At 68.1% G+C, this 15,250-nt stretch carries 17 protein-coding genes, 1 tRNA gene and 1 other RNA gene; 6 read left to right on the forward strand and 13 right to left on the reverse strand.

The annotated features are described in order from the left end of the window. Window positions 1-11: 11 nt before the first annotated feature. Complete coding sequence (gene lptE / locus RN901_RS12345; protein WP_310758592.1) at window positions 12-524, reverse strand: LPS assembly lipoprotein LptE; 513 nt, start codon at window positions 522-524, stop codon at window positions 12-14. Window positions 525-1,181: 657 nt separating this feature from the next. Beyond that, complete coding sequence (locus RN901_RS12350; protein ID WP_310758593.1) at window positions 1,182-1,625, reverse strand: thioesterase family protein; 444 nt, start codon at window positions 1,623-1,625, stop codon at window positions 1,182-1,184. Window positions 1,626-1,739: 114 nt separating this feature from the next. Here RN901_RS12350 and RN901_RS12355 point away from each other — a divergent pair, with 114 nt between their 5' ends. After that, the gene (locus RN901_RS12355; protein WP_310758594.1) at window positions 1,740-2,483 is read left to right on the forward strand and encodes a UDP-2,3-diacylglucosamine diphosphatase; all 744 of its coding nucleotides are present in this window, start codon (window positions 1,740-1,742) and stop codon (window positions 2,481-2,483) included. On the opposite strand, the gene RN901_RS12360 is transcribed toward RN901_RS12355, so the two are convergent. The 3 genes from RN901_RS12360 to RN901_RS12370 form a co-directional block, all read right to left on the reverse strand. Continuing rightward, complete coding sequence (locus RN901_RS12360; protein ID WP_310758595.1) at window positions 2,480-2,971, reverse strand: hypothetical protein; 492 nt, start codon at window positions 2,969-2,971, stop codon at window positions 2,480-2,482. The genes RN901_RS12355 and RN901_RS12360 overlap by 4 nt on opposite strands. 17 nt (window positions 2,972-2,988) lie before the next feature. After that, a tRNA-Sec gene (locus RN901_RS12365) sits at window positions 2,989-3,084 on the reverse strand. Window positions 3,085-3,122: 38 nt separating this feature from the next. Beyond that, window positions 3,123-3,515, reverse strand: a complete 393-nt coding sequence (locus RN901_RS12370) for a RidA family protein (RefSeq protein ID WP_310758596.1) — start codon at window positions 3,513-3,515, stop codon at window positions 3,123-3,125. A 268-nt stretch (window positions 3,516-3,783) separates the two neighbouring features. Here RN901_RS12370 and RN901_RS12375 point away from each other — a divergent pair, with 268 nt between their 5' ends. From RN901_RS12375 to RN901_RS12385, 3 genes are read left to right on the forward strand one after another with little or no spacing between them, the layout of a single operon-like run. After that, on the forward strand, window positions 3,784-4,554 hold the full coding sequence (locus tag RN901_RS12375; RefSeq protein ID WP_310758597.1) for an ABC transporter permease: 771 nt from the start codon (window positions 3,784-3,786) through the stop codon (window positions 4,552-4,554). A gap of 13 nt (window positions 4,555-4,567) precedes the next feature. After that, complete coding sequence (locus tag RN901_RS12380) at window positions 4,568-5,410, forward strand: ATP-binding cassette domain-containing protein (RefSeq protein ID WP_310758598.1); 843 nt, start codon at window positions 4,568-4,570, stop codon at window positions 5,408-5,410. 19 nt (window positions 5,411-5,429) lie between these two features. Then, on the forward strand, window positions 5,430-6,410 hold the full coding sequence (locus tag RN901_RS12385; protein WP_310758599.1) for an MlaD family protein: 981 nt from the start codon (window positions 5,430-5,432) through the stop codon (window positions 6,408-6,410). Window positions 6,411-6,433: 23 nt separating this feature from the next. Here RN901_RS12385 and RN901_RS12390 read toward each other — a convergent pair whose 3' ends face one another. Both RN901_RS12390 and ssrA read right to left on the reverse strand, forming a co-directional pair. Beyond that, window positions 6,434-6,901: a GreA/GreB family elongation factor gene (locus RN901_RS12390; RefSeq protein WP_310758600.1), complete on the reverse strand. Its 468-nt coding sequence runs from the start codon at window positions 6,899-6,901 to the stop codon at window positions 6,434-6,436. Window positions 6,902-6,978: 77 nt separating this feature from the next. After that, window positions 6,979-7,350, reverse strand: a transfer-messenger RNA (tmRNA) gene (gene ssrA / locus RN901_RS12395). Window positions 7,351-7,543: 193 nt separating this feature from the next. Between ssrA and RN901_RS12400 the strand changes: the two genes are divergently transcribed. After that, window positions 7,544-7,996, forward strand: a complete 453-nt coding sequence (locus RN901_RS12400) for a PTS sugar transporter subunit IIA (protein WP_310758601.1) — start codon at window positions 7,544-7,546, stop codon at window positions 7,994-7,996. Continuing rightward, window positions 7,996-8,352, forward strand: a complete 357-nt coding sequence (locus tag RN901_RS12405; protein WP_310758602.1) for a hypothetical protein — start codon at window positions 7,996-7,998, stop codon at window positions 8,350-8,352. The genes RN901_RS12400 and RN901_RS12405 overlap by 1 nt, the downstream gene beginning before the upstream one ends. Here RN901_RS12405 and selB read toward each other — a convergent pair. The 6 genes from selB to RN901_RS12435 form a co-directional block, all read right to left on the reverse strand. Then, window positions 8,349-10,235, reverse strand: a complete 1,887-nt coding sequence (gene selB, locus RN901_RS12410; RefSeq protein WP_310758603.1) for a selenocysteine-specific translation elongation factor — start codon at window positions 10,233-10,235, stop codon at window positions 8,349-8,351. The two genes, RN901_RS12405 and selB, sit on opposite strands and share 4 nt — an antisense overlap. Before the next feature lie 40 nt (window positions 10,236-10,275). Beyond that, window positions 10,276-11,007 carry a DNA repair protein RecO gene (recO, locus tag RN901_RS12415; protein WP_310758604.1) on the reverse strand — a complete coding sequence of 244 codons (732 nt, stop codon included), beginning with the start codon at window positions 11,005-11,007 and terminating at the stop codon, window positions 10,276-10,278. Window positions 11,008-11,067: 60 nt separating this feature from the next. Next, a complete protein-coding gene (locus RN901_RS12420; protein ID WP_310758605.1) occupies window positions 11,068-12,207 on the reverse strand; it encodes a hypothetical protein in 1,140 nt (379 codons plus the stop codon). Window positions 12,208-12,378: 171 nt separating this feature from the next. Next, a complete protein-coding gene (locus RN901_RS12425; RefSeq protein WP_310758606.1) occupies window positions 12,379-13,242 on the reverse strand; it encodes an ABC transporter ATP-binding protein in 864 nt (287 codons plus the stop codon). Continuing rightward, on the reverse strand, window positions 13,235-14,224 hold the full coding sequence (locus RN901_RS12430) for an iron ABC transporter permease (RefSeq protein WP_310758607.1): 990 nt from the start codon (window positions 14,222-14,224) through the stop codon (window positions 13,235-13,237). Before RN901_RS12430 ends, RN901_RS12425 begins: the two co-directional genes overlap by 8 nt. Further along, window positions 14,221-15,153, reverse strand: coding sequence for a cobalamin-binding protein (locus RN901_RS12435; RefSeq protein ID WP_310758608.1), 933 nt, complete (start codon window positions 15,151-15,153; stop codon window positions 14,221-14,223). The genes RN901_RS12430 and RN901_RS12435 overlap by 4 nt, the downstream gene beginning before the upstream one ends. Window positions 15,154-15,250 lie beyond the last annotated feature (97 nt).

The following is a 15,250-nucleotide window of genomic DNA, read 5'->3' on the forward strand; positions in this document are numbered from 1 at the left end:
CGCCGGTCAGTCTACCACTGCGATTGCGCGCCGTCGACGATCTGCTGGACGAGGTTCTCGAGCGCGACGATCAGCGCCTGGTCTTCGGTTTCGTTTCCGGGTTCGTATTCCCCGGTTCCGGTCAGGCTCTGATTGCCCCAGATGATGAGGTTCTCCGCCACGTCCAGGATTTCCACGGAAACGCTGACGGTCACGCGACGCTGGAACACGTCCGCGCCGACGCCCCCGACGGCGTCGAAGTTGACCGCCTCATCGGCGTAGCGCCGGATCTGCGCCGTGATGACCGCATCCGCTTCCTCCTCGGACGCGAGCCGCAGCCCCAGCCGCTGACGGGCCGCCGTGAGGAGTTCGTCCATCAGGGACTCCGCTATGCCGAACTGGGTGCTCTCGTTTTCGATCGGGGCGACCCAGACGGTGCGCATGTGGCTGGGCAGCCCGCCGCCGCCGGAGAAGCTGTAGCACCCCGCCAGCGCCGTGAGCATCACGATCGCGGCCATCGCTCCCGCGCGGAATCGGCAGGACATAGTGTTCCTCATCATATGGTTGTGATTGAGCCGTAGCGCTCTGTAGCTCCCAACGTACCCCGCTCGCGTCCACGATGTCCCGATAACGGGCTTCACGGGGCCAACGGGGGTCGTTCCCCCACTCGAGCTCGATCCACCGCTCGCGGCGGCCGGCCCGTCGCTCCTCGAGGCGGGTGATCCGTCCCTCTCCAAGATAATAGCTTCGCGTCCCGCCTCCTTCGACCGCGAACTCGAGGACCCTGAGCCCGGAGACCTCGAACCCGCGGGCGGGAGGCACGTCGCCGGGCCGAAACACCCCCGCCATCGCGTAGAGGAAGACGGTCGGGGGCAGTTCGACGCCCTCGAGGTCGCCGGACGTGGCCAGGACCCCGTCGACGAGCGTCGCCTGGAGGCTTCCCTCACCCGTCGAGAAGAGGTCGAGGCGAAAGCGGTCGGGCGGGTTCACGCGGGCGGCGCCATCGCCGCGGAAGCTCCCGCGCTCGCCGGTGTAGTCCCACCGGAAGATGACGTGCATCGGCTGTTCCGTACCCGAACTCGCGCGCGCCCGGCGGGCAACCTCTTCCGCATCGGGCATCGGGGCCCCGCGCTCCACCCCCCCGCCGCAGGCGGCGAACGGCAGGAGGAGCGGCCAGAGGGCGAGGCGGGCCGGGGCGCGGTTCATGCGGCGGAATGCGGGGCAGCGGCGGTCGGAAGGGTCTCCAACTGCCGCTTCACCGCCTCCGGAAACCGGTGGGGACGGCCCCGCGCGTCGGTGCACACGAGGGCGGTGCGGGCGCGCGCGAGCGTCGCGTCGTCGGACGCGCGCGCGATCCGGTAGGCGAACACGATTTCACGGCTTCGGACGCGTTCCACGCGTGTGTGAATCCGGATGAGTTCGTCGTACTCGACCGGGATCCGGTATTCGACTTCGACCCGGGAAACCGGGAGCCACAGACCTCCGCGCTCGAGTTCAGCGTACGACACGCCGCGCTCGCGCATGAGCGCCGTCCGCCCGAGTTCGCACCACACCAGGTAGTGGCGGTGGTGCGCACGACCCATTTGATCGGTCTCGGCGTACCGCACGCGCACTTCCGTCGTTCCGACTCCGTTTGCGTCTTCCATGCCCCCAATATGCTCCCGCGACGCGCCGGGTGTCGAACTTTTTTCCGCCATGGGTGCGCCGCGGCCCGCTGGCGGGTTTGACGCACCGCGCCCGGCGCGCCGAGCTTCGGCCCCATGCCCGAACGCACCGTCGTCGTGTCCGACATCCACCTCGGGGCCGTCGCCGAGGAGAACGCGCGCGCGTTCCTCGCCTTTCTCGACGAGGCCGACCGCTGGGGCGACGAACTCCTCATCAACGGCGACCTGTTCGACTTCTGGTTCGAGTACGGTCAGGTGATCCCGCGCGGTCAGCTCGACGTCCTTGTCCGTCTGCGGAGGCTCGTGGAAGGCGGCATGCGGATCCTGTTCATGGGCGGCAACCACGACGCATGGGGAGGAAGTTTCCTCCGCGACGAGGTCGGGATCGAAGTCCTCGCGGAGCCGGCGCGACGACGCATCGGAGGGCGGCGCGCGTACATCGCGCACGGCGACGGACTCGGCCCCGCGGACTGGGGTTACCGAATTCTCCGCCGGGCCGCCCGCAGTTCGGTCGGACGCGGACTCTTTCGGTGGGTTCACCCCGATCTCGGACTCCCCCTCGCCCGGCTCGCCAGCGGGACCCGGCGGGCCCAGGCGGGAGGGGCCCGGAACGAGTCGCCCCGGGCTTCACTCCTGGCTCGGCACGCGGTCGAGGTGCTGGCCGCTCACGAGGACGTGGACCTCGTCGTGTTCGGACACTCGCACCGGCCGGAGGTCGCCGAACTCGCACCGGGGAGATTCTATCTCAACTCCGGGGACTGGCTGCATCACAACAGTTTCGCCGTCGTGACGCCGGACGAGATCCGCCTGGAGTCATACCGGGGACCCGGCGAAGGCTAGGGGAAATTCACCTTGAAGCCGAGGGCGATCCCGACGGACCCGTCGGCGGGCGGGCCGATGGAGGGCTCGAAGTCCCAGAACTGGGTGGACACCCAGGCGTCGAGACCGCTCAGAAACGCGATGAACCCGGCGAGGACGATCCAGTTTTCGCGCTGCCCCGACCGGTTCGAGATCCGCTCTTCGTTCAGCGGCAGCTCCTCCTTCGCCGCAGAGAGCCGCGCGTCGGACTTGAAGACCATGAACAGGAAGATGGACTCGGCGGCGAAGTAGAAGGCGCCGCGCGCCGGTCGTCCGACCTCCAGTTGCCCCCAACCCGGGAGAATCAGGGAGCGGCCGAAGGCGTCAAGCGGAGAGATGGGGGGAGGCCGGCCCGTCGTGTCGGCCACGGCGCCCGTTTCGGCGGAGGCCGAATCGGCGATCGCCTCGGGAGGCGGAGGATCCTGCGCCCGCAGCGGCGACGGGTCCGGAAGGTGGCCGAGCAGAAGCACGGCCGCGAGCGCGAAGGTGGCGGGAACGTGTGGGAATCGAACCCACCCGGGACGCGCGAACGCCCCGTAACGGTTTTGAAGACCGCAGGCGACACCAGTCACCATCCGCTCCCGAACATCCGTTGTCGTCGTCATTCCGGTCCGATCGATCTCAGGTGGCCGACCGCGCTCGGCCGATCACCTCGATCTCGACCCGGGCTCCCAGGGGCAGCGCGGCCACGGCGACGGTCGAGCGCGCGGGATACGGCGGCTCGAAGTGGCGGGCATAGACCTCGTTCACGGCACCGAAATCGCCCATGTCCGCGAGGAAGATCGTCGTCTTCACGACATCTCCGAAGGCGAGCCCGGCCTTGTCCAGCACGGCCGCGAGGTTCGTCATTACACGCTCCGCCTGGGAGACGACGTCGGCGCCCACCAGTTGGCCCGTGGACGGCACCAACCCCACCTGCCCTGCGGAGTAGAACAGCTCACCGGCCCAGTATCCCTGGGAGTAGGGGCCGACGGCGGCGGGTGCATGGTCGGTGTGGACCGGTCCGGTCTGCATGGCTCGAGGCTCCTTTCAGGGGCGGACGATCGGCCGCTGCCACCGGGCATGGCGCGGAATACCCGCGGGTTGCCGTTGCCTTGCATCGGGTCGGTGGGAGCCGGTAACCTCGCCCGTACGCCTCATCGCTGGAGGCGGGTCGTTGCGTTCGAACGCGTTCTGGCGGTCGGGCGAACATACTTCGATCCCCCGGAGAGTGCCAAAGATCGTGCCCAACGGCTCCGCCCGCCGTTCCGCCGCAAAACTTGCTCGCGATGCCGTGTTCCGCATGGCCTTCGCGGTCGAGGCCTATTGCAGGCTTCTCGTGCGCGTGTCGAAGGCCTGTTTGAGTCAGCCCTTCTATCGCGGCGACCTCGTTCAGCAGATGGACACGATCGGCGTCGCCTCGATCTTCATCGTCATGCTGACGGGCCTCTTCACGGGGATGGTCCTCGCCCTCCAGGCCGCCGTGGAAATGGAACGTTTCGGGGCAACGGTCTACATCGGCCGCCTCGTGGGGGCGAGCACGATTCGCGAACTCGGCCCCGTGCTCACGGCGCTCATCGTCACCGGCCGCGCAGGAGCCGGCATGGCGGCGGCTCTGGGTGCGATGCGCGTCACGGAGCAGGTCGACGCGCTCCGCACGATGGGTGTGGACCCGATCCGGAAACTCGTCGTGCCGCGTCTTCTCGCCGCTCTGGTCATGCTTCCCGTGGTCACGATCATCGGCGATGCCGTGGCCATCCTGGGCGGGCTCCTCATCGCGGTGCTGACGCTGGATTTCACGGCCCAGCTGTATATCAACTCCGTGTGGGAAACCCTCGCCCAGAGCGGCTTCGTGCTCAGGGTCGTCCCCATCGACCTGATTCAGGGACTGGTCAAGCCCTTCACATTCGGCGGGATCATCGCGCTCACGAGTTGCTTCCACGGACTTCGGGCCGAGGGCGGCACGGAAGGCGTCGGGCGGGCGACGACCCGGGCCGTGGTGACCTCGTCCATCCTCATCCTTGCGGCGGATTACTTCCTCACCCAGATCCTGCTCGCCATGTTCCAATGGTGAGCGAGGATCCACGATGAGCGACCACACGCCGGCCGGCGCGCCGCAGCCGGGAAGCGAGGCCTTCGAGGCGGAGTTGCGCGACGAGATTCGCCGCGAGCTGGAAACCCACGGGAGCGGGTCCGGGGGACCCGAAATCGTCGAGCTTTGCGATGTGTGGCTCTCGTTCGGAGATCACGAGGTACTGCGCGGCGTTTCGCTGGGCGTCGCGCGGGGCGGGACGCTCTGCATCCTCGGCGGGTCGGGCGTCGGGAAATCGACGATCCTGCGCCTCATGCTCCGGCTCCTCCTCCCCGACCGCGGCGAGGTCCTCATCGAGGGGCGTGACATCAGCGCGGTTTCGCGCCCGGAGGCTCTGGCCCTGCGGGAGCGGATGGGGATGGTGTTCCAGGGATCGGCGCTCTTCGATTCCCTGAACGTGTTCGACAACGTGGCTTTCCCGCTCTATGAGCATACGACGCTGAGGGATGATGAAATCCGGGAGCGCGTCGAGGAGGTGCTGTCCTTCGTGGACCTCGACCCGACCATGGTGCTCCCGCTGCTGCCGTCCGCGCTGTCCGGAGGCATGCGTAAACGCGTCGCTATCGCGCGGGCGATCGTGCACAGACCGCCGATCCTCCTCTTCGACGAACCGACGAGCGGCCTCGATCCGATCACGACGCGGCGGATCGACGAACTGATCCTGAAGCTGCGGCGGGAACTCAACGTCTGCGTGGTCGTAGTGACCCACGATGTGCGGTCCGCATCGAGAATCGCGACCGAGACCGCGCTCCTGAAGGACGGGGAGATTATCTTCAGCGGAACGCCGGAGGAGATGCACGCCACCGAAGACCGCTACGTGCGGGCCTTCCGCGGCTAACCGGGGGCGAAAGGATACGATGCGACGATCGGAGCCGATCACATGGGACCAGATGCGCGTGGGGTTCGTCATCATCGTCGCTCTCGTCCTTCTCGCGTTGTGCGCAGTGCTCGTGGGCCGGATCGGGGACGTGTTCGGCGAGCGCTATCAGCTTGTGGCACTCATGGAATCGGCTTCCGGGCTCCGCCCGGGAGCGCCCGTCCAGGTAGCCGGGCGGGGCGTCGGCCAGGTCGAGCGCGTGGAGTTCATCGCCCCCGAGGAGCGCGGTGACTCGGAAGCGGCGATCGCGGTCTGGCTAGGGGTCAACGTCGACGTCCGAGAGCAGATTCGGCGCGGCTCGCGAGCGCGCGTGCGGACGCAGGGACTGCTCGGCGACCGCCTTATCGACATCGAACCGGGATCTCCGGATTCGGCGATCCTCGTCCCGGGAGATACCATCGGCACGGCGCCGGCGCTGAGCTACGACGAACTCCTCGGCCAGGCGGCCGATGCCGTCCTCGGTCTCACGCAGCTCTCGAACGATCTTTCCGCGACGCTGGCCCGGGTGTCGAGCGGCGAGGGTTCACTGGGACGCCTCCTCGTCGACGAGGCGCTCTACGACGGTCTCGTCGACCTCAACGAAAACCTCGCGGCCGTGCTGGGACCGATCGCGGACGGGGAGGGGTCGCTGGCCCGTCTGCTCGAGGATCCGGAGTTGTACGATCGCCTCGTTTCCTCCACCGCCCGCCTCGACACGGTGACGGGGGCGCTGGCGGCCGGCGAGGGGACGCTCGGGCGTCTGCTGGCGTCGGACTCCCTGTATCGCGCGATCGCTTCATCCGCGACCCGCGCCAATTCCATCCTGGATCTCATTGAGGGCGGCGAAGGAGTGGTCGGGCAACTCGTTAGCGACGAGACACTCTACGAGGAACTGCTCAAGGTGGTGGTGGACCTGAACGCGTTCCTCGCCGAGGTGCGGGCCAACCCCGGCAAGTTCATCCCGCCGATCCGGGTTTTCTAGTCCCCGGCCCGCCGGCAAAACCGCTAGAGGTCGTGCAGCGTCTCGAAATCGACGACTTCGAACTCTCGCGCGCCGGCGGGGAGTCTCACGCTCACGAGTTCGCCCTTCCTCCTCCCGAGGAGCGCGCGGCCGATGGGGGATTCCATCGAGATGTCGTTGTTCTCGATGTCGACGTCGTCGCCGATCGTGAGGTTGAAGGACTCGATCTCGTCATCCTCCAGATCACGCACGGCGACTTTCGATCCGAACCCGACCCGGTCCGTCGGGATGTTTTCGATATCCAGCTCCCCGAGCTGCGACATTCGGCGCGCCAGATAATCGAGCCGCGCCCGCACGAAACCTTGCCGCTCCAGGGCGGCGGTGTACTCGGAATTCTCTCGCAGATCGCCCTGGGCGACGGCCTTCTCGATCTCTTTCGGAAGGATGACGTTCAGCTCGTGGAGGAGCGTCTCAGCTTCGTCCCCGATCTTGCGCTGCAGTTCTTCGATCATCCGGAACCTCCTCGACCCGTCGACGGGCCGGCCGCAAAAAAAGCCGAGGCGCTCCCGGAAAGGGAGGCGCCCCGGATGGATGGAGGCGGCGGGAATCGAACCCGCGTCCGCGAGCCCATCCGCCACGGCATCTACGTGCGTAGTTCGTGATCAAGTCTCGTCCCGCGAGGGCTCACGAACAACCCCTTACGAAACCAGCCGTCTTGCGCGGCTCTCGCCGTGCTCTCGTCACCCGCGGCTCACGGCGCGCCTGGGCAACCAGCCCGATTCGTCGACGTCCGTCGGGAGGTCCTCGGGCCCGGATCTCTCGGGGACGGGCTACGTAGAGTTACGCAGCCAGAGCCAAACCATCGTTGGCATCTAAAGGTTTCCCGGTGTTTAACGAGGCCCCGGGCACCTCGGCACGCTTCCGCGGCTTCCGGTTCACGCGTCGAAGCCGTGTCGCCCCCCTGATACTCGCAAAGGCTGCCTTATACGGTCGTTCATCCTGGCGGGCAGCGCAAGTTCCCGGAGCGGCTCCGGAGATTCTTTGACAGCCGGAAACCGGCGCGGGTATACTCGGAGGTTTGCCGGGTCCCGCGGAGTCGGTTCCCGTTGATTCGATATGCGCCCCGCGTTCGCGGGGAGGAGATATAGATCCAAGTGCAGCTTCGTGAATTGTTCGTCCCGTCCGCCATCAACCTCGACCTGGCGGCCGAGACGAAGGATGAGGCCCTGAAGGAGCTTGTATCGTGTCTGGGCCTCGACGGAAAGTCCGAAGGAATCCTCTACAAGATGTTGAAGCGGCGGGAGAATCTCGGTTCGACCGGGATCGGCCGCGGCATCGCGATCCCCCATTGCCGCTCCCTCGTCGTGACCCGACTGAGGGTCGCGTTCGGCCGAAAGCTGTCCGGCCTCGACTTCAAGGCGATCGACGAGAAACCCGTTCGGTACGTCTTTCTCATCGTCGCGCCGCCGCTGGAAGTCTCGAATCAGTATCTTCCGGTGCTGGGCAAGATTGCGCAGTTCGGCAAGGAGGCCGACGTGCCGGAAGCGCTCGCGGAAATCTCAACCCCGGAACAGTTCATCGCGTTGCTCGACGCGAAGGATCTCTAGTGGACCAGCAACTCGAACTGCTTCTCGAGATCCAGGACCTGAGAATGCAGCGCCGGGAGCTCACGGATGGAACGCTGACGGACCTCGAGGCGGAGGTCTTCGACATCAAGATCGAAGACGCGATCCGATCGCTCGATGAGAAAGTCGAAGAACTGGCGCAGAGGCTGACGCGGGGGGTCCGAGAGCGGTACCGCCGCATCGCCGACAAGGCGCCGCGAGTCGTCGCGCCGGTCATCAACGGCATCTGCTACGGCTGCTTCGTGGCGGTTTCCACGGCCCGCGCCTCGGAAGCGGATCGCAATCTTCGCGTCGAGTCGTGCGAATACTGCGGCTGTTTCCTCTATCACGTCGTCTAGCAGAGCACTCTTCCTTCCGCCGTTCGCCGGGTTACGCCTTTCCGGTCCAGGTATTCGAGGAGCGGGATCAGGTACTTCCGCGAGAGCCCGAACGTTTCCTTGAACCGTGCGGGAGGGGCCGGCGCGCCATCGGCGAGAAGATCCCTTACTCGCGCTTCCATGGCCTCAAGCGCGACGGCGGCGACGTGCAGTTCCGGCGTGACCGCCTTCGTCGTGCCGGATTCCTGCAGTAGCCGCAGGAGGTCGTCGAGCACGGCCCGGTCCAAGCGCAGCGTCCTACCCAGTTCGGTGACGAGCGGTGGCTGCAGTCCGGCGGCTTCTATCGTCCGGACGAGTTGCGCGTGCCCCTCTTCCTCCTGGGGAGTGAGGCGGGGTGCGTGGTCCGGAAGAGCGAGCCGCGGCCCGCTCTCGACGAGCCGGCGATCAGCGAGGAGTCGGCGGACGGCGGTCTCCGCCAGTTCGAGATCGCAAAACGGCGCCATCGCGGAACGCACGGCCTCCTTCGACACGCCGGGGGCTCGGCGGTCCGCGGCGTGGAGACGGGCCATGCTCTCTTCCACAGCCGCCATCGCTTCCGTCGTCGCCGCGGCCGCGAACCAGCGGTCGCCGATGCGCACGCAGTCGGCCTCCTCCGCGGCCGCTTCGAGCGAGGACCTGCGCCGCCCAAGGAGGATCGATGACGTCGCAACGGGGAGGCCGCGCAGACGCCTCAGAGCCACGGCCTCGGCGATCGCCTCCTCCGGGGTGCCATCCAGAATCTGCCGCCAGGCTCCCGTCCGCGCCGGCCACGCGGGTGGCGGGTTCAGTTCGGCCACGCGTATCCCGCCGATCGTCGTCACCGGCGAGTAGAAACGGAGGATGGCCCGATCGCGGGTCCGGGCGAGGAGCGGCGCCTCGAGGACGAGCACGGCCCAGGCGGTCGCCCCGGGCGCGATGGGCCGGCGATCCGCCGTTTGCAGTCGGGCCATGACTTCGCGGGTGCCGAGGTAGACCCTGAGACGCTGCCCGTGACGGAGGGGCCGGTCGCGCCCCCCAAGCGCCCGCACCCGGACGCCGAGACGTTCACTGGGCTTCCACTCGGACCCGTCGAAGAGCACGCTCCCGCGCTCCACGGAGGCCGGCGCGACGCCGACGAGCGCGACCGCGCAGCGGCGCCCGGCGGTGACGCGGGGACGAGGATCTTCGTGCACCTGGAGCGCGCGCACGCGGGCCGAGTTCCCTCCCGGAAAGACGCTCACGGTGTCACCCACGCCCACGGACCCGCTCCACACCGTGCCGGTCACCACGGTGCCCGTGCCCCGGATCGAGAACGACCGGTCGACCGGAAGCCGGAAGCGGTCGTCCACGCCGCGCGCGCGGATCCCCACCGTCGACCTGCGCAGCGCTTCCCGCAACGGCTCCATCCCCTCGCCCGTCAGGGCGGAGACCGGCACGATCTCCCATGACGCCCGGGCGGAATCCTCGTCCAGCAGTTCCCGGGTCGTTTCGCTTGCGAGGTCGAGCCAGTCCCCATCCACCCGGTCCCTCTTGGTGAGCGCGACGACTCCGCGCCGGATGTTCAGGAGGCGCGCAATCGCGAGGTGCTCGTGGGTCTGCGGCATCGGACCCTCGTCCGCCGCCACGACGAGGAGGAGGACATCGATGCCCGTGGCCCCGGCAAGCATGTTCTTGAGAAAGTCCTCGTGCCCCGGGACGTCGACGATTCCCGTTTCCAGGTCGGGATCGAGGTCGAGCCGCGCGAAGCCCAGGTCTATCGTGAGCCCGCGTTTCCGCTCCTCCAGCCAGCGGTCCGTCTCGACCCCCGTCAACGCCCTCACGAGGGCGGTTTTGCCGTGATCCACGTGGCCGGCGGTCCCGATAACGATCCCGCGCCGATCGCTCACGCCGTCGCTCGCAGCATGCTCACCGGTCGTTCACGGGGCTTCAGTCGAGCCGGCTCAGGAAAGGCAGGGATTTCAGCTGTGCCCCCTCCGCCACGTGGTGCCGGATGAACTCCGCCAGCCAGCGGCCCTGGCGGCCGTTGGCGCGGTTCCGTTCCGCCTGCCCGCCCGACACGAGGATCCGAAGGGCGTCGAGTTCGCCCGGATCGAGTTCAGGCCCCACGGGACCACACGAACCACAGCGAAGCCCGCCCGCCTCGAAGTCGAAGCGCGCGCCCGTCGCTCCGATGGGATTCCGGCAGCCGACGCAACGTTCAATCTCCGGTCGAAAGCCCAGGGCGTTGACCACACCCCAGACGTACTCGAGTCCGCCGGCCGCTGCGCTCTCGCGGATTCGGCCGTGGAGTCCGTCGAGACCCTCCGACAGCGTGCGGTACAGCTCCGCATCGTCGTGTTCAGGGGCGAGGCGCATCACGAGTTCGCAGAGGACGGACGCGATCGTGAAGAGTTCGATCGAACGGTCGAGTCCACGCCGGTCATGGAGGAGTTCGAAGTTGGAGAGGGTATGCAGGTCGCGTCCCTCCCGTCGGTAGAATGTCGCCTCCCCTTCCACGAAGGGTTCCAGCAGGCCGCCGAAGCGGCTTCGAGGGCGCAGCGCACCGCGGGCGAGCGCGGAGCAGGGGCCGAACTCCCACGTCATCAGGCGCAGGATCTTGCTCGTTTCGCTGTACCGGTACGTCTGGAGGACCACCGCCCGGGTCGTTACGAGTCCCACTTGGCCCCCCGGTGAGGTGCTCGTCGCAGAGCTCTTGCCACGGACTGCCAGCCCCGGCGGTCAGCTGGGACGAAGCAGGATATCGGTCGTTCCCGCCCCGATCGGCGCCTCGTCGATGAACTCGCCCTCGGCCGAAAGGAGAACAAGACGTCCCTGGCCCGCGGTCACGTAGGTGGCGCAGAGGATCTGGCCGTCGAGAAACGCGGCCGCGACCCGGCAGCTGAGATTCGAACCGTCGCGGTCGCGCGGCTGGATCGGGTTCTCCGGCCCGTTGATCCATGCCCGAATCGCAAAGCTGAACGCCAGCACGTCCGTCTCCGTCGCCTCGACGCCCTTCGTTCGCACGACGTAGACGAGCCCGTCCCGCCCGGCTTCCATGGAGATTCCGTTGCCGCCAAGGGAGTTCACGTCCTGCACGCTCCGGGCCGTCATGTCGATCTCGACGAGATTCCCGTCCCCCAGCGGGGCGGAGGTCGCCGGATCAACCCCCCCGCCGGCCAGCAGGAGCATCTTGTCTTCGAGCACGATGGCCTCGGTCGCCCCGACCGTGCCTTCCGGGAGTCTCAACTCGTCGAAGTAACTGCCGCTGATGAACTCGTGCAGGGCGATGCGGGGAGGGCCGAGGGGCTCTCGTCCGTCCCCCTCGTCATCGAGGTTGGCATCGACGGAGACGACGAACTGCCCGGCCGGGATCGCCCTCTCCACGAAGGTGCCCACACCCTCGACGGCGATTTGCGCCATCGGAGTGCCCGGGAAGGCCACGAACACCGCATCCAGCCCCCGAGCGGGGATGAGTGCGCCAACGGTACCGCCGGCATCGAAGATCACGGTGGGTTTACCGGGGTCCACGATGGCGTTGTTCGGGAAGACGGCCGTCGTCTGTTCGTCGGTCGAGAAGGATCCGAAGAGGACCTTACTTCCCTCCGGAGCGTCCCACGCCGTTACCCACAGGTCCTGAATGAAATCCACCGTCTGGCCCCTGAACCCCGCCCCCATCTGGATGTCCCGCCCAAAGGGGACGATCCGGCCGTCGATCCGGTTGAACTGCTGCAGGGTTCCGGAGATGGAGTTGAGAACGGCGAATTCCGACCGGTCGGGAGATACGACGTCGGGGCCATCCGGTCCCGTCCCGTCCGAACCGCCGCACCCGCCGAGGAGGACCGCCAGTGCTCCGATCCGTATCCAGCTACGTCTCCGCATGATCCGCTCCTGTGATGCCCAACCTGCTCGAGTCCGCGACCTGTCGCCGCCCGGGCGGCGGCAGCGCCCACCGGTTGGGTGCTTCCCGGCAAGGTCCGCTCCCGGGTCGTGGACGGCAAGCGGACGCCGCGCCGCCTGTCCCGGTCCGGCGAGCTTCCGTCAGAACAACGTTTAGAGGACCTGTATCGGCGACGACGCGCCGCTTGTCGCCCCCCGCGAACGGGCCCGAACCGGAAGCACGGAGTGCCCGAGATCTCCCAGCGATTCGACCCGGACTTCGCAGCCGTAGGTCGAGGCCAGGGCCGGCGATCCGAGTACGTCGCCCGGTGGTCCGGCCGCCACCGCCTCTCCCTGCGCGAGCAGGATCATTCGATCGGCGTAGCGGCTCGCAAGCTGCATGTCGTGCGTGATGCAGATGACGGTGAGGGCCCGGTCCCGCACGCGCTCGCGGAGCGCATCGAAGATCCACAGCGCGTGCCGGAAGTCGAGGTGGGCGGAGGGTTCGTCCAGGATCAGCACTCCGGGTTCCTGTACGATGGCGCGGGCAAGCTTGGCGCGCTGGCGTTCTCCGCCCGAAAGCTCGGCGAGCGGTCGGCGCGCGAGGTGCTCGAGGCCGGCCCACCTCAGCGCGTTGCCGATCACTTCCCGATCCCGCGGGGCGAGGGGCGCCCACGGACTCACGTAGGGGTTTCGGCCCAGCTCGACGTAACCATGGAGACTTACTCGAAGGGCCTCCGGGGGAGCGTCTTGCGATACGACGGCCGTGCGCCGGGCAAGCGCCGAGCGATCCCAGGAGACGAGCGGTCTGCCATCGAGGCGCACCGACCCCTCGGATGGGTCGAGGATGCCCCCGAGCAGACGCACGAGGGTGCTCTTCCCCGCTCCGTTCGGCCCAATGACCGCGGTGAAGGCGGCCACCCCGAACTCGAGAGACAGGTCCTTGAGGGCCGGGCTGGAAGCGGACGGATAGCGGAATGTGACGTTCTCGAGCCGATAGGCTGCCGCGTCCCCCCGGTCACCGGACGACTCAGGCATAACTCCTCCTCAGGAGTACGAGGAAAAGCGGCACGCCGAGCAGCGCCGTCACCACGCCTACGGGCAGTTCGAGGGGCCGGAGCGCGATCCGGGCCACGGTATCGGCGAGGACGAGGGCGGCGGCGCCCCCAAGCGCACCGAGCGGCAGGAGGCGTCGGTGGTCGCTGCCCCAGATCATGCGCGCGCCGTGAGGAATGACGAGACCTACGAAACCGATGACGCCCGCGGTACTTACGGCCACGGCCGCGAGCAGCGAGGCGATGAAGTACGCGCAGCGCCTGACCAGCTCCACCCGCGCTCCCAGATAGGCCGCGGCTTCCTCTCCCAGTGCGAGCGCGTTCAGGTGACGGGAAAGCGCAAACGCCACCGTCCCACCCACCGCGGCGACGAGGCCGAGGGCGAGCGTGGACTCCCACCCCGCCCGCTCGAGACTCCCCATCGTCCACAATACCGCGGCGCGCGTGGCGTCCGGTTCGGCGAGCGAGAGAAGGAGCATCACGCCGGCCCCGAAGAATGCCGCCACAACGACTCCGGCCAGGATCAGAACGTGCGTGTCGAGGCGACCCACGGCGAGCGCGACGCGAAATACGATGGCAATGGCGGCAAAGCCTCCGGCGAGGGCGAAGCCGACCGTGCCGAGATATCCCAACACGCCTCCGAACGCGGTGAGCGCGAGCACCGCGCCGAGCGCAGCCCCCGAGGAAACACCGAGGAGATAGGGTTCGGCGAGCGGATTTCGGAGCAGAGCCTGGAACAGGGTTCCCGAGATCGTGAGCGCGATGCCCGTGAGCGCGGCTGCCGTGACACGGGGCAGGCGAAGCGAGAGGACGATGGCCCGCGCCGACGGATCCGTTTCCTGGCCCGTGAGCGCGCGCCACACCTCCGCGGGTGCGACGTTCGCCGCCCCCAGCAAGAGGCCGGAGACCACCGCGGCGGCGAGAAGCAGAATGAGCAGGAGCGCCCCACGGCCGGTTCCCCTCACGGCGAGCAGGAGGTCGCGACGGGCTCCGGGGCGGTGGCCGACAGTTCCCCATGCAGCTCCTCCGCGATCGACCACGCCGCCTCCGCTACGCGCGGGCCGAGGCGACTCACGATATCGCGATCCAGCGTGGAGATCCGACCGGCCGCGACCGCGGGGATCCGTTCCCACCCGCGGCGCGTCGCGAGGTTCGGGCGGCGGGTGAGGGCTTCCCGGGCAACCGGGACGAGGATCCGTTCCGGATTGCGGTCGATGATCGCCTCGAGACTCACCCGCGGCGCGGCCGTTTCGATGTCCCCGAACACATTCGCTCCGCCGGCGATCGTGAGCAGCGAGTCGATGAAGCTGCCGCCGCCGATCGTCATCGGCGGGTCGGGCCAGGCGTGGTAGTAGACGCGCACGCGCGGACGACTTTCCGTCGCCCGGGAGACGGCGGCAAGCCCACGCGCAATCCGGTCGGCCAGCGCGCTCCCGCCCTCCGGACAGCCCACAAGTTCGCCGAGGCGGAGGACGTTGCGGCGCAGGTCCTCCAGGGTATCGTGTCGAAGAGCCAGTGTCGGCACGCCGAGGCGCTGCAGCCTCTCCCTGCTTTCCCGGTTCGTTTCCCCGTCGTAGAGGATCACGAGATCGGGGTCACGGGCGAGCACGGCCTCCAGCGACGGGCGGATACCGTCGCCGACGTCGGGGATTCGACGTGCCGAGGGCGGATGAACGCCCCAGCGAGTGCGGCCCACGAGCCGGTCGCCGGCCCCGAGGTCGAAGAGGATCTCCGTCACCGTCGGAATGAGAGAGACGATGCGTCGCGGTTCGAACCGCGCAGCCACGTCCTCCGTAGCGTCGCCCCGATCCCCGCCCGCCGTGCCGGGAGCGCCACAGGCCGTGGCGAGCACCACGGAGAGGACGGCGAGCGACCGGGCCATGTTGTCCGACATCTATCCCCCGCTTCCAGTCCGAACGGGGGAGCGCGCCGGGATCCGGCGCGACGGAGGACCCCGCTCTTCCCGCGAAGAGCATGCGTTGGCAGCAACG

This window comes from Candidatus Palauibacter soopunensis (assembly GCF_947581735.1).
Taxonomy (GTDB): Bacteria; Gemmatimonadota; Gemmatimonadetes; order Palauibacterales; family Palauibacteraceae; genus Palauibacter; species Palauibacter soopunensis.